This is a genomic window from Pedobacter sp. GQ55 (genome assembly GCF_059758925.1).
In genome coordinates this window covers 869,591-883,701 of sequence record NZ_JCAXEI010000002.1, presented here as the reverse complement: position 1 = coordinate 883,701, position 14,111 = coordinate 869,591, and the positions used below count along the sequence as shown (strand labels likewise).

The 14,111-nt window shown below is 42.6% G+C and carries 12 protein-coding genes; 5 read left to right on the top strand and 7 right to left on the bottom strand.

The window, feature by feature from the left end; translation table 11 throughout:
• Positions 1 to 196 precede the first annotated feature (196 nt).
• From AC6CH7_RS08510 to AC6CH7_RS08480, 7 genes are all read right to left on the bottom strand, one after another.
• Positions 197 to 2,959, bottom strand: coding sequence for a P-loop NTPase fold protein (locus AC6CH7_RS08510; RefSeq protein WP_498262274.1), 2,763 nt, complete (start codon positions 2,957 to 2,959; stop codon positions 197 to 199).
• Between the two features lie 154 nt (positions 2,960 to 3,113).
• Positions 3,114 to 3,572 carry a hypothetical protein gene (locus AC6CH7_RS08505; RefSeq protein ID WP_498262273.1) on the bottom strand — a complete coding sequence of 153 codons (459 nt, stop codon included), beginning with the start codon at positions 3,570 to 3,572 and terminating at the stop codon, positions 3,114 to 3,116.
• 140 nt (positions 3,573 to 3,712) lie between these two features.
• Positions 3,713 to 5,143, bottom strand: coding sequence for a hypothetical protein (locus AC6CH7_RS08500; RefSeq protein ID WP_498262272.1), 1,431 nt, complete (start codon positions 5,141 to 5,143; stop codon positions 3,713 to 3,715).
• Positions 5,144 to 5,154: 11 nt separating this feature from the next.
• Entirely contained in the window at positions 5,155 to 5,574 is a 420-nt protein-coding gene (locus AC6CH7_RS08495) for a hypothetical protein (protein ID WP_498262271.1), read from the bottom strand.
• Between the two features lie 17 nt (positions 5,575 to 5,591).
• Positions 5,592 to 8,090, bottom strand: coding sequence for a hypothetical protein (locus tag AC6CH7_RS08490; RefSeq protein WP_498262270.1), 2,499 nt, complete (start codon positions 8,088 to 8,090; stop codon positions 5,592 to 5,594).
• 25 nt (positions 8,091 to 8,115) lie between these two features.
• Entirely contained in the window at positions 8,116 to 10,140 is a 2,025-nt protein-coding gene (locus tag AC6CH7_RS08485) for a hypothetical protein (protein ID WP_498262269.1), read from the bottom strand.
• A 612-nt stretch (positions 10,141 to 10,752) separates the two neighbouring features.
• On the bottom strand, positions 10,753 to 11,145 hold the full coding sequence (locus AC6CH7_RS08480) for a hypothetical protein (protein ID WP_498262268.1): 393 nt from the start codon (positions 11,143 to 11,145) through the stop codon (positions 10,753 to 10,755).
• A gap of 176 nt (positions 11,146 to 11,321) precedes the next feature.
• Between AC6CH7_RS08480 and AC6CH7_RS08475 the strand changes: the two genes are divergently transcribed.
• The 5 genes from AC6CH7_RS08475 (at position 11,322) to AC6CH7_RS08455 (ending at position 14,019) form a co-directional block, all read left to right on the top strand.
• Complete coding sequence (locus tag AC6CH7_RS08475; protein ID WP_498262267.1) at positions 11,322 to 11,957, top strand: UPF0758 domain-containing protein; 636 nt, start codon at positions 11,322 to 11,324, stop codon at positions 11,955 to 11,957.
• 399 nt (positions 11,958 to 12,356) lie between these two features.
• Entirely contained in the window at positions 12,357 to 13,145 is a 789-nt protein-coding gene (locus tag AC6CH7_RS08470) for a DUF3560 domain-containing protein (RefSeq protein WP_498262266.1), read from the top strand.
• Between the two features lie 10 nt (positions 13,146 to 13,155).
• On the top strand, positions 13,156 to 13,374 hold the full coding sequence (locus AC6CH7_RS08465; RefSeq protein ID WP_498262265.1) for a hypothetical protein: 219 nt from the start codon (positions 13,156 to 13,158) through the stop codon (positions 13,372 to 13,374).
• A gap of 13 nt (positions 13,375 to 13,387) precedes the next feature.
• Complete coding sequence (locus tag AC6CH7_RS08460; RefSeq protein WP_498262264.1) at positions 13,388 to 13,651, top strand: hypothetical protein; 264 nt, start codon at positions 13,388 to 13,390, stop codon at positions 13,649 to 13,651.
• Entirely contained in the window at positions 13,648 to 14,019 is a 372-nt protein-coding gene (locus AC6CH7_RS08455) for a hypothetical protein (RefSeq protein WP_498262263.1), read from the top strand. Before AC6CH7_RS08460 ends, AC6CH7_RS08455 begins: the two co-directional genes overlap by 4 nt.
• The last annotated feature ends 92 nt before the right edge of the window (positions 14,020 to 14,111 follow it).

The following is a 14,111-nucleotide window of genomic DNA, read 5'->3' as shown; positions in this document are numbered from 1 at the left end:
TTTTAAATGCAAGTGGTCATGGCAAAAAATACCCTCTATAGGAAACTGAGAACCCGGTAATAATCCTTGCATATGGCAAATATAGAATTGACGTGATCTTTAAATCCAAAGGATTTCTTCTTTTACAATGGAATGAAAAAAAATGTTTAAAATCGCCTTTATTTTTCTTGTGTTTTGGCTTAATAGTAAAACAGCCTTAGTCATTCTCCTTTTTGGCCCGTAAGTCACGTAAGATTTCTTGAAGGGCCTTAGGTTTAGTTTCAATTTCCTCCTCGGGCATACTGTCAACTTTCTTTTTTATTAATTTCCTTGCACGCAATTGTTTCATGTGTGTTGTTAGGTAATCTGCATACTCATCATAATTACTTAAATTATCAGTTAGCTCATTCAGTACCCCTGTCACTTCTTCGTCGCTAAACAGCGACTCGTCGCCAACTTTGTGGTATAGCATAGCCATATGCAAATGATGGATTCCTTCATCAATAAAAGGTACAGAGATGACCAGGTCTTTAAGCGCTCTGAAATCCAGCGATGTCTTATGGGTATCCATAAAAGAAGCCAGAGATGTTGCGAAAGGAGGCAGCAGAACAAGCCTGAAAAATTCCCTGATCCAGCCGGCAGTTGAAGCACTTCCTTTAGTAATTCTGAAACTTTCCAGTAAATAGCTAAACACTTCTGGTTGCTGTTCAGAGGCCATATCTTCCATGTAGCTGTTCTTTCTCGCTTTCTTAATAAAGATATGGTCGTTAATCTTATGCAGCTGTTCAATGCCTGCAGTGTTATCATAGGAGTCAGGCACCTTTTTTAATATCTGCCTGAACTTGGAGATGTAAGCGTAAGTCTCTTCTGGAAAATTTTCAAGATTTCTTCCGGCATTTCCCAGCAACCAGCCGATGAATGTCTTGGGATCCTGTAACTTTTCGATCAGCGACAGCCAGTCATCGAAGTTGGGATCCGACCAAGCCATCACTCTTTCATCCGAAAATGCTTCGGTAATCACGCGTTCGTTATAAAGCAAATCAAACTGGCCTGGCGGCAGATCATTTAAAATCCGTTGCCCTTTTTGTCTGGATTCCAGAAATCTAAGAAAAAATCCTGCTGCTTTAGTGATCTGTTCATCATCTGCTACTAAAAGATACTGCTGATAAAGTTCATGATCAGAATCCGTAAATTCATCGTCGTGTTTCGGATCATATGATTTGAAATACTTAGATAGTCCACTTTCTACGAACGACATCTGCTTTGCTAGTGCCAGCTGATTGAATTTCACCAGGCGCTCAAAATTCTTTGTCAATGGAATGACCTTATCTAAATGTTGCTCAATGTGGGTCTCGAAATTTCGGAAATGGCTTTTATCCGGTTCAGGTATTACCAAAAGTATTCCCATCAGCTGGTTCATGGTTTCAGAAACGTCTGTTCCATATAACTCATTCTCTACAGCAGCCTGCAAATTGAACAGCAAATGGGTTAGCGCTTTGTCTATGTCATAGTCGCTGTCAGCAAGTACTTTTTGGATGGCATCCAGATCAGCATCAGCCGCCGCTTTAGCAAGGCCTTCCGGAAACTCTGCGTAATTATCCGCATTCAACAATATTTTTCGCAGATCTTCCAGTTTAAGGTTTCGTGTGCTGACATTGGTTAATCTGATGAAAGCCTCGTAACTATCAGCCGCAGTGGCTGCATTGTTCTCCGCATCTTCTTTGGGAACAAGCGGGACTTGGGTATCCAGAAAACGTTTTGGGTGGCTACAGATCGTTTTAAATTCTGAATCCCATTGTTCACGTATGATTAGCAGTTTACAAATTGCTGCTTCATTCGTTTCGCAAAATTCCTTTCCGTGCTTTAGGGTCATCATTTTAAGCTCGGCAGTTAGGTTGTTGTAAAACTGAATAATCCTGCGAGGATTTTTAGCGTATTCCCTGGCGATAATGTTCACCGTATCTTTCGCAAGTCCCAGTTTGTATTTGACGTTAATTTTGTTTGCGAAATCAAAAATCTCAGTATTCCTGAAATTCTTCATGCGCACTACTACATTGAAATACTTTCTCAGAAACTCTTCAGCCTGATCCCCTGCAACAGCGTCTAACTTAAAAAGATGCTTTTTTAGGGCATCGTCATCCATTGGCAGCAGGAACACAACCTGGTGATTGGAATTGATAAAATTCTTGGTATTTGTTAAAAGATCATAGGCGGATTCTTTCGAGCAGCGATCAATGTTGTCAATAACGATAACTATTTTATTAAAGCGCGGCGGTATAGTTTTATCTTCTCTACACCATCCCTTTTTAACTTTCACCGGATTTAAGGCTGATTCGATCAGTTCATTGAAACAGCTTTCAAAAAGTTCGGGCGCTGACATTACCGGGATTTGAACAGCGCGTTTCAGTTCCATAAATGTTTTGGAGAATACGACAGTCGTATAGCTCATAAATGCCACCACAATGGCCAGGGTAAGTTCACTTCTCCAATCCCCATCGATAAAGAGCCGAATAGCGGCCATCACCATCGCAAAAAAGATCAGTACTAAAAAAGGGGTATTGGGTTTAAAGTTAATGTCTGTTTCTTCACTGCTGCTTTGATAAAAATTTTTCATGCCCGGTGTTTCCTCAAGTCCGAGAGATTTTTGCAGCGTCAGAATAAAAGTTCTTCTGAAAGAATCATTGGCATATTTCCATGCGTCATAAATGACAAACGCGATCTCGGAGGGATCTTTTTCTCGCGTGATTTTGCCTGGACTTGCCACATCGCTATTTTTTGTAGGGACGACCATGCCAATTTCATTTTGCAGTGTTGTAATGATGGATGACTTACCAGAGCCCCACGGACCGAACAAGCCGATTGTCAAGGGTACTTTCTCCGGCGAATTTAATATGAGGTCCCTCAGGGTATCTGCATATACTTTAGTATCTAGTAGATCTTCTTTGCTCAGGTCAGTTTCCTTATCAATAATCAGGCTCATAATGATCGTCGTTAAATAGAGGGGCTAATATAATTAATCTAAACGCAACAAACCGCTTTGAATAACATGCATTTCTTTTTGGGTAGTACCCATTGACGAATTCTGACTATTAAGTCAGATTGTACAGCAAATGAATGCTAAAGCGTCAGATCAATTATTCACTGGTAGAAGGTAACTCAGTCTTTTGACGCTTTAATTTTTTGTGTAACGGTGACATTATTATTCCTGAAATTCCTGCATAGAAAAGTATGGTATAGAATTGAATGTCAATTATTTCTGAAATAAAGATATAGTGTATAACCAGTATAACATCAGTCATACAATAGGCTAGCAGGAGATTAATTAATACTACTTCATAAAGCTTTATATTATTTTCTTCATACTTTTTAATGAAAATTTCATTAGCTGCTAAGACAAAAGTAGCACTACCGCTGAAAATAGCACCAAAACTTGTAGTTGTAATAATGAGTTTTAATAATTCTGTGTTCTTAAAAAAATCAGGATAAAAAGCTAAACAGAATATTAAAGGTATTCCAATACAATGTAATGCTAGCAAAGTAAGACTAAATGTTCTTAAAACGGGTACTTCAAGAATCCAATGTTTTTCTGTCATGTGAAAGTTATTTTAGATAAATAACAAAATTACTAATAGCAATCCTTTCCCAAACAGCAAATTCCAGAAGAATGATAGGGACTTCCTATTGGGGTAAATAGATCAGAACTCAGTCAATAAATAAAGTGATCAATACATGTTTATTCAGTTTTTACTTTTAGCTCAACCTTTTCTGTGACTTTAGTGCCGTCGTCTTTTTGGGCGGTGATTTCGATGATGATAGGTTTGTTTGCTACAAGTGGACCTTCATCCAGGAAAAACTCCATGGAGACTTTTCCGTCTGCATCGCTGACATTATTCTTACCGGTGAATCTTCCGGTGGTGATTTCTGTTGCGTCTTGGACTTGGTATGACCTCACGGAGACACCTGTTCCGATACTTACTTTGCCGGTTTCCCTTTTCAGGAACATATCCAGTTTCACCGCTGCACCCGCTTGTTCGATATACAGGGTGGAGGGCTCGATGAGTAAATTGCTGGGGTTGGCGCGTAGTGGCTGCAAGGTTTTTGTTACTGCTATGGCAGATCCAGTCAGTTTTGCCGTGAGCAGATAGTCATTGACTTCAGATCCGATGCGGAGATTTGCCTCTGCTTTTCCTTCGGAATTTACTTCAAGTTCTGTGCTTTTGGGTTCGGAACTGTTCAGGAAGCTGCCGTCGTTAGTGGTGAGGGTCACTTTTCTTGCTGTGGTATTGGAAAGGCTGAGCTGGATACGGACCAGGCTTGAGCCGTCTGCACGGATCCCGCTTGCTGGTTCAAAAGCCAGCTGAATTACGTCCGCATTGGCAACTGGCAAGACCCGGATTGTCTTTTCTGCACTAAAGGTTGTTACATTCGCTAATGCTGCCGAAAGGGTATAATCTCCAGCTTCAGTTCCCAGAGTGAGGTAAGTGATTGCACGCAGTTTGGTGTCACTGCTGCTCTGGAGTGTGGCAGTAACTTGTTTGCTGTTTTTTTCTTCTCCGGCAACTTCAAATGTGCCCGCCGAACTTTTAAATTCGATCAGCCGTTGGGACTCAGAGGCCCCTAAAGGGACAGATGCAATTAATTTGATCCTGGTCAGCCCGTTTGCTTTCAATTTGCCTTCCGTTACCAGTTTATCATAATCTTCAATTTCAAACGTGATCATATCAGCAACTCCCATGGGCAAAGTTTGGAAAGTTTGCTCTGCTTTATAATCGGGTTTGGCTACGATTTGGGCGGTAATGGTGTAAGCTCCTGATGAAGTGCCCAGGGTTAAATCAGCGGTGGCCTCCAGTTTGTCTCCGGAGGCTGTTGAAACTGCGTATACGGTTTTTTCAGTTTTGTCGGTTTCTGATACATTAAAACTCCCTGCAGAGGTTTTAAACTTTATTGTTTTGAACGACTCGTTTGCGCCCTTAGGCAGGTAGACCACTACTTTAACCTGCGTTTTTCCGTCCGCAATAAGTGAATTGTCAGCCGCGGGCTTGTCTGCACTAAGTACTTCGAGTTTAATGATATCGTCCAGGGGCACAATTGGTGGTTTCTCACAGGAGTAAACGAAAATCAGGGATATCAGCGTTAAGGGTGTTAAAAGTTTAGGGTATTTCATAATTTTGGGTATTATCTTAGGAATGCAGCTTTTACGCGTTTGGCCGTGGTCATTACTTTCTCAACAGTGTATTGAACCGAGGTGAACCGTTCCTGCTCATCAGGCTCTGCTTCATCACGGGTGTAAACACGTAGCCGTAGGATATTACCTGGATCGGTATCTGTGCAGATGAGCGTAAATGTATATCTTATTTCATCTCCATCTTCCAGTTTTCCGCAATCTTTAGTCGCCATTAAGGTTTGGTTATCAAACAGAAATTTACCTGGTTCGAGTTGGAGCCGTAAAATTACGTAAGGAATGATATTATTAGGGTTGATTGAGATGGTCACCACTATTGGGGTGTTACTGCAAACACCTTTTGGATCTCCATCTGTATACAGAAATCTAAGTGTGCCGCCATTTGCAGGTGTTGTTGGGGTTATTGTTGACATATCTTTATGATTTTTAATTAAAACAGTTCGCCAATTGATTTAAAAAGTTTTGCAACTGTAAGGTCGATCGCAAATGAGACCGTTGGGCTTACATTTACTTTTGTCTTGGTAATCAGAGGATTCGGGTCGCCTTTCCTATAGATCAGTCCTCCTACATTTATTCTCATCAAACTGTTGATGCGGAGGCCTGCCCCAAAAAGGAGGTTGCTTTTGAAGTCTCCATTGAACAGAGACTGGTAACCATTATCGCTGGCATTATCTGACAGTGTTTGTGAAATCCCCAGAAAGATGCTGAAAGTTTTTAGGAAACGATCCCAGCCGTAAAAGGTTGAGATTGGGACATCCCGGTTGATCGGCCTAAAATAGATATTGATCCCTTCGTTGATAAACACCGCTTTAGGCCCGAAAGCATAACCCATACCAAAATCCACCCCCACATATGGATTTTTTTCTGCTTCCACGTCCATACTGATAATGGAAGATCCAGAAATAAAATAGCTCTGTTTAACAAATGCGGCAGCAATTTGATTGCTGATTGCGGTTTGAAAACTTTCCATGTCAGTTTCTACGGCCTGTACCGAAGATACCTCTGCCGCGAAAGTTTCCAATTTAAAAATCAGGTAATTCAGTTCATCCTCTCTTGCTGCAAAAAGTAGTTTTCCTGAAGGATCGGTAAATGCCGGACTATTGATCAGACGGAAAAAGGAGATCAGCACTTTTATCGAGGGTACACTGATTTGGGCTTTCTCACTGGATTCCACAAATTTCCCGGTGGTGTCAATTTCGCCGGTTCCATTAAAGAGGCTTTTGAAATAATTGGGATTACTGAAGCAAGTATAAACCAGCAATGCTGCATCTGAAACCTTTATGGATTTATACGCTGAAATTCCGGGGTTTAAAGGCATATCCAACAAAGCTGTTGTTGAAGCAGACATCTTTTTAGGAACATTCCTCACGATTTGATCCAAGTCCTTTTTTATGTCAGACTGCGTATCGTTTAACAGGCCGGTTGTTGCGCTTAAATTCGCTACTTTTTCGATGAGTTTTTTATTTTTTGTGTTGATGGCGGCCAAAGTCTGTTTAAAAAAGGTATAAAACTTTCCGAAGCCTGTCGTCCTAAATAATTGTATCGTTTTTAGGTTATTTGCGTTTATCACGTTGAAATCAATACCATTGAGCAGTTCGAAAAATTTGTACAGGTAAACGATCGATTGACGGTCGGGCACACCAGTTGCATTTGATGATGTGGTACCATCGGGATCAATTTTTAAGGTTCCCAATATAATTTTTTCAAGTTTGTCCTTATCTATGAGGATTGCACCAATAACCTTAAGCGGTATTTTTGTCCCAGCAATTGTTGCGTCCCATATGGTCTTGGTTGCAGGAGGGAGGATAAAGATGGAGGCGTCAGCGATGTTGTTTATTTCTTTCTGAATATCCACAGTGTAAAACCCTGTCGTTAATAATGGTTTTTGATCATCAATAAGATCTGTCTCTATTGATTTCACGTAGCCTTTTATTTGATCCACCCTTACTCCGGCGTTCAGCATTTCTGTAGTAAGTAATTTTACGGCCGGTGTCTGGTGGTTCAAGGTAAAGTGGTTCTTGTTTGCATCCACAAGTTCTCCGCCTTTGTTGAATGATCTAGCTACGGTAGCTGCAAGCAGGGTATCAAATCGAAGGTTACGCGCTCCGCTCTGGTTGTTGATGGTCGAAAGCTGATATTCTTTTTTGACCATCGATGCGATTTCAGCAATAAGCTTGTCTTTATCAGTGTCGTTTAAGTCTGGTCGCGTGTAGATCGTAAATCTAAAATCATACTTCACGTTTGCGTGTAGCGGGCCGACATTTAGCAAAAAGGTTTCTCCGTTTTTTTCCCAGGCAATAGGGGCTTTGAGGTATCCATCCGGACCAATATCCCGCAAGGCAGGAAAATAAAACTGAGGGCTGATGATTGCCGCCTCCATTTGAGCAACATTTTTATCGTCGACCAGTTGATAGCCATCAAAATACAAAATCTGGTCTTTGTCGGCAGGTTCACACAAATTAGTTATTGGGTTTTTTGAACCCGCCTTAATGTGTAAAGTTAGTCCTGCACGCGACTGTGTTTTTTCCGTGGGATTTAGACCTTTACTGGTGATTTTAATGTAATAAAATTTATCTTTTTCACCTTTATGAACTAACTTTTCTGAACCAACCAGGGGAGGGAAGCTATAATTATCCTTCTCTGAGATTGGACAGACCTTGAACCAAAAATTACGTCTTCCCTGAAAGGGACTGACGCGATAAACCAGTTCCAGCCGTTCAATTCCTGCGGCACTTCCGCTTAGGTTAAAACTTTCGTCAAAGGGCATGCTGTTGCCCGTGGCGCCGGTAAATCCCCCGGGCAGCGTTACGGTGACCGTCTTGATGTTCCGTGTTTTTTCCTTGGATGCATCACCATCCCCTCCCTGTGCGAATGCATGGGATGTGGTGATTGAAACGAGTAGTAAAAGAAAAATGGACTTGAGATGCATATTAGATATATTTGGTTTGTTGGATTTATGTTATTGGACGCTGCTCTCTCAGTTTGGTGATTCCTTCAACACTGATGTCGATCGAGAAAGAAAGAAGGAACAGACCTATAATTTCTCTTCGTGTTCCGATGAAGGTTTCACTATAAGCGTAATAAGCTGCAAGGCTCATTAATACTGCCATGATCAGCGTTTGAACGGTGGCATATAGCCACCAGTTGAGCCTGGATCTGTCAATCGTCTCGTTAACGGCCGATTTCGGTAGTTTTAGCAGACCTTTTAGTACTGAACTAAATGAGTTCTTGCTTAGTCCTTGCGCAGACTCGTCCCGGTTCAGTTGACCCGCGGCCGCCTTCATGAAGTTTGAGTTGGCAGCAAGTGCCTTGCTTTGCAGTTGGGTCCAAACTTCATTTAGTTCCGTCAATACTTTAGGTTCCCAATAGATTTTAGGGTCTTCCGATTGTTTCGTGTTTTCTCCCATGTCGATCAGCAACTTGAACCAATCGGTGTAGGCTGTGGTGAATTTCTGCTGGTTGGCCTTGGCGGAATCAGCTTGCTCGAAGATGGAGGAAATTATGCTGTTCATTTCATTGAGCAAACGGGTGACGTGGATCTGAATCCTGTTGAGTGCCATTAGGGTCTCGTCAAGCATATCTATTGCTGTAGTGGGGAAGGTAATTGCATCGAACTCTGCCTTGATCGGTACTGTTTTTGAAGCAATTTCCTGCAGATCCGTAGGGGTCATTACTGCAGGATAAGTTTCGGGATCTGCAAAAAGGTTCAGTAGCAGCAGGATGTATGACTTGAATTGGTCATGAAAATCGTTGCCGGCATTTACCAATGCGCGCAGGTGTTTTGCGGAGCTGACTGCATCTAAAGCTTTAAATGAAGTGATGGCCAATTCCAGAAAGGGCTTTAGTTTTTTGGTTTGATGTTTAAAAGCAGGCAGGAGTGTTCCAGAATTAAATGCCTCTTCGAGCGGGGTGATCAAATCCTGCTGGATTTTAAGACGTTCGGTTAAGTCATCCCTGAGGGTTGTATAACTAGACCTAATCGTCACCACCATTGTTTCCAGGGTCGCTGTAGCTTCCTTGGAAGTCAGTGTCGACTTGCCTTCAATGGCAGTATTTAACATTACGGTTAGACTTAATATCCCTTTGTTATATTCGAAGTCCTGAATTTGGGTAGTGCTTGAAGAAAGTTCCTGCATCAGCTGCTGGGCTTTAAATTTTGCAGCTTCCCATTCTTTTTTATAGGTAAGCGCGTGCTTGATAATTAATCCGAAGAGCAGGCCGGCGATTACCGTTAGGATGATCAAGCCATTGTTGTTTTTACGAATGATTTTAAAAGGGACTTCTATACCAGCTGACATTTGTTCGTTATACACACGGAGTTTGCCTTTGTGTATGCCAAGTGGGAGCTGCTTACGCAGTTCGGCTCTGTCAATAGTGTAACTAATATAGACGTCTTGACCGGACTTAATTTCAATAGGGTTCTTTGCGATTTTAATATAGGATATACTGGTCTTGTTTTCGACAAAAGCTGAGCATAGTCGAAGTGTACTAGTCCCCCCTTTATTTGCCGTTTCACGTAAGCCGATATCATTTTGAACAAGGGAAGAGCCGCGCTCATCAATGATGGAGACCGTATTTAAGGATACAAGTGTAACAGGCGGACGACTGATCAGGAAAGAAAAGTATAGTGGCTCTCCCAAACCTTTTGAATATTGCATGCTGACCTCGTAACTTCCTGTATAGGGTAATAGGGCATTCGTTACCGTTACAAGCAGTAAGGGTAGATTTTTGATTTTTTCAACCTGGATAGCTTGAATAAAAGCTGCATCTGTTCGTTGTCCTACTTTCACCATTGTTGGTCGTTCACTCAATAACTTAATTTCCCCATTTGCAATGTTGGTTAGTGTAAGTGGAATATAGAATTTCGAAGTCTTTGCCGAGGTGTTCAACTCAAAACCGCTGGCACTCGTAGCGATCGTCTGAGCGTGTAGGGCTTGGCCCAGTAAACACAAAAGGAGGAGGAGCGTTAAATTTTTCATCTTAACCTATTAATTTTTGACAACTCTTCCGAGTGAAAATATTAGGAATGAAGGTTGGTGATAAAGGGATTTATTCAATAAGAATACACTTGCCGCAAACCCGCTGGCGGCTTGTGCTGATGAATGATTGAAGTCGTTCATAACTAAGAGCTTGAGTATAGCTAATATACTAAATTTTAAATTTAAAGAGATTTTAATTTTATATTTTAATTTTTAATGGTGTTTTTTTTATTGCATGATCATTTTACGCCCTTGAATTGTTGTTTTGGCTTGTTGAATGGTTTAACTAATGGTTTAATCAATGTTAATTTCTTCTGTAAAGTGGGGATTATTCCAGTTTATATAAATGTCTTTGAATTTACATCTGGAATTCTTTTAAAGCGACAGACAGCTGTACGTTAGTCAGCCAAAGCTATATTCGGGTTATCCAACTTTTAATTATACACCAAAAATAACGCTCCCATTGAATTACGATTTTTACAGCTTTAACAACGATTGAAGAAGCTTTGAAAGTAAAACCAGTAACTATGAAGAGCTCACTTGAGCAATATCTGATAAGGTTGCTGACTTGCCAATGTTGATCCTTATTTATTCAAATTAAAGCCGATTCTACTACCAAGCTTTTTCAGGAAAGTCTTTCAGATGATACCGGTCTCCTACGATCATCCATCCTCTGTCGAAACAGACAAACCATTCCCCTGCTGAAGTATGATGGGTTCCTGTAAAAAAGTGACGATTGAAATGATGTGGCATATTTTGTCTTTGGACATATTCATAGCGTCCCGGACTAATCGGGTAGGGATAAAGGCGCTGTAAAATATCATAATTCCGTCTGATGATGGCAAAGATCTGTTTCTCATTTGGGTGGGGAGGGGGTTTTGCTTCTTTTTCTTTATGCTTGTTGAAAGTGTTCCGGCAGGTGTCATTGCAGTAGATCTGGTCCGCTCTGCCGTGTAGTTGTTTTTCGCATTGTCTGCAGTACCGGATTTGTGGTGACTGGGTCATTTTGGTTGATTTAGGTGGTTCTGATGATTAACAAATTATCCCGGTTAAAGTTTTTGGGATCGGGTAAATGGAATTTTGGATCGGATAGGCTTAAATCAGGATCAGGTAAGTGAAAATAAAACCGGATATCAGGATGGTCGGGCCGGAACTTTGGTTTGTACTAAATTTTTAGCCTTATGGAAAACAAGATTCTAGCTTCGGAAAGCTTCTGCAGTGCGGGAAAACATTACTTTCTGGATTTCAAGCTTGCCAGGAACAACAGCAATTATATCTGTATCACCAGGAGTGATTCCCAGGGGGATGGGAGTTATCTGCGTCAAAACGTCCGGATTTTTGAGGAAGATTTTCATATGCTGATTGGGTGCTTGTCTTCTTTGTTCAGGACTGCGGCGTATCAGGATGAGCAGGAGGTTACCGTTCAGGATTTATATGGCAGAGCGGTTGAAAAGGGTGCGAATGGGATCAAGAGCTGGGAGCCGGGCCTTCGTCCGCGTGAGAAGATGCTGGCGCATGGCCGGGGTTCGATGAGCGATGCGGAGTTGCTGGCGATGCTGATTGGCTCTGGCAGGCCGCATGAAACGGCTGTGGATTTGGCAGGGCGGATTTTGGATAGTGTTGGTGGTGATTTGCTGAAGCTCTCGGAGATGAAATTAGCCGATTTTTGCCGCTTTGCGGGTATGGGAATGGCTAAGAGTTGTTCGGTTCTGGCTGCGATGGAGCTGGGTATGCGGATGTTTCCGATGTTGAATGTGGTGTCGGTTAAGCAAGTCCGGGTTTCAGGTGATGCCGGGATTCGTCCGTCGGTGGGATAGGGTTGTCTTTCTTTTGTGAGATGTGCTGTAGCGCTGCTTTGTATGGTTTGCAGCTTTTCGATTGAAGTTTTTTGAGTTCATCTGTTTTTATCGGTTGTTTTTTGGGGCTTGTCTGGAGGAGGAGGTGAGTGCCTGGTGAGCAGGATGCGCTTTTTAAGAAAAAAGGGGACAAAAAAGGGAAAGCGAAACTAATGGCCGCCTGCACCTGCGCGGGCATAATGGCTGCGCCACCCTTTGGGACTTATACCGCTCCGGTATGGTCTGCCATGTTTCTGTTGCTTTCTTTTTTGTCCTTTTTTCTTTTGGAAAAAAGCTTTGTGAAGCAGGGACGAGGAGGATTTTAACAGATTTTCTAACCTTAAAACCGGTTTGGTGCAGCCGTTAATTGCATTATTTATTATGAAACATGACTTTCATCAGCGTAAGGGAAACCGTATTACCCATGCGGAGCATCAGGCGTTAAAAAGTGAGGCTGAATCTGATCAGCTGTATTCAAGGAGTAAGGAGATGGCCGGTGTGATTCCGATGGGTCAGCCGATTTTGGTTGGGCATCATTCGGAGAAGCGGGATCGCCGTTACCGGGCGAAGATTGATGGCACGATGCGCAGGTCTGTAGTGGCGGGTAAGAAGGCAGCGTATTATGCGGATAAGGCGCAATGCATTAAGGATAACGATGCGATTTTTTCGGATGATCCTGAGGCGCTTTTGAAGCTGGAGCAGAAGCTGGCGGCGTTAAAGGAAAGGCAGGGGTTTATGGTGGCGACTAATAAATGTCTGCGGAAGCAGGACCGGGAGGGCTTTTTGAAGTTGGACTTTGCTAGCCCTGAGTTATGGGCGAAGTTGATGAACCCGGAATGGGGTGGTGTGGGTTTTGCCCCTTATTCGCTGAACAATAACAATGCGAATATCAGACGCATTGAAAAGCGGATTGCAGCGCTGAAAGCGCAGTCGGAGAGGGTTGCCCTGCATGTGGAAATTAATGGGCTGCGTATTTTTGAGAACCGGGAGGCGAACCGTTTGCAGTTGTTTTTTGAGGACAAACCTGAGGCGGAAGTGCGCACTCAGTTAAAACGACATGGTTTTCGCTGGTGCCGGTCGGAGCTGGCGTGGCAAAGGCACATTTCCAATAATGCATTCTATTGGGCAAGGCAGATTGCGCAAAGTGTTGTTTTTCCGGATTCCGTTTAAGTTTCTGATCATGTGTAATTACAGCGAGAAAACAGAGAAGAAGGCGCTTTTTGAACTGGCTAAAGTGCTGAAGCATTTTATCAGTCTGGATGATTCGAAAATGCACCCCGGTGACCGGCATACCGCTCAGGTTGCGGAAAAGCTGGTGCAGGGAATCATTGAGGATAATGGTTATACCGCCAGTTATTTAAAGCGTCGTGGAACCCGTTTATTCAGGTTCCGCAGTTAATCAAACATTTACTATGGCGAGCAATCCTTACATCCGTGATCTGGAAGGCCACCTGATAGAGGTGACTGACCTGAATGAGGCCATCAGGCAAACGGCAGGCTATATCGGCATTTTGTATCAGCAGCAGGAGCCGGCCTTACAGGCCTTTGCTAGAAAGCGGCAGCGGTACTGGAAGGATATCTTTCAGAAGCTGGGCAGGCTGAAAGCGAAATTGGAGGCTGGCGAATTAAACCAATTATCAACCGGCGGATTTCCGCCCATCAAAGAACAATCATGAAATCATTAGCACAATTAGACAATACGGCGAAGGCTAAGCTTTTGCATGAATTATTTCCTGAAGAGGTAAAACCATTAATTGAAAATTTAAAACAGGTCTGCGCTGACTTCGAAGAACGACAACAGGAGTATAGGGCGAGCTGGAACTTTGGCTTTTTTAGTTTTGATCAGTGGCTGAGTTTGTCCCGACAGAGCATGCAGCGAATTGAGCGGTTTGAAGTTAACATGATCGAGAGCAGCAGGGTGTTTTCCCAGCAGCTCTGTTTTAACCTGCAGGTGCTGTTTGTCAATGACCAGATCATTAAGTATGCCGATCAGGTCAGTAGCAATGAAAAATTCAAATTAATGGTTCAGGTACTTTATCATTAGGGGAGAGACCGGATCGCCGCCCGCTGTAGCGGGCGGCGTTTTGACACATCGATTACCGGGGATTTGAAGACCGGTAATTGGAGGAGTCATTC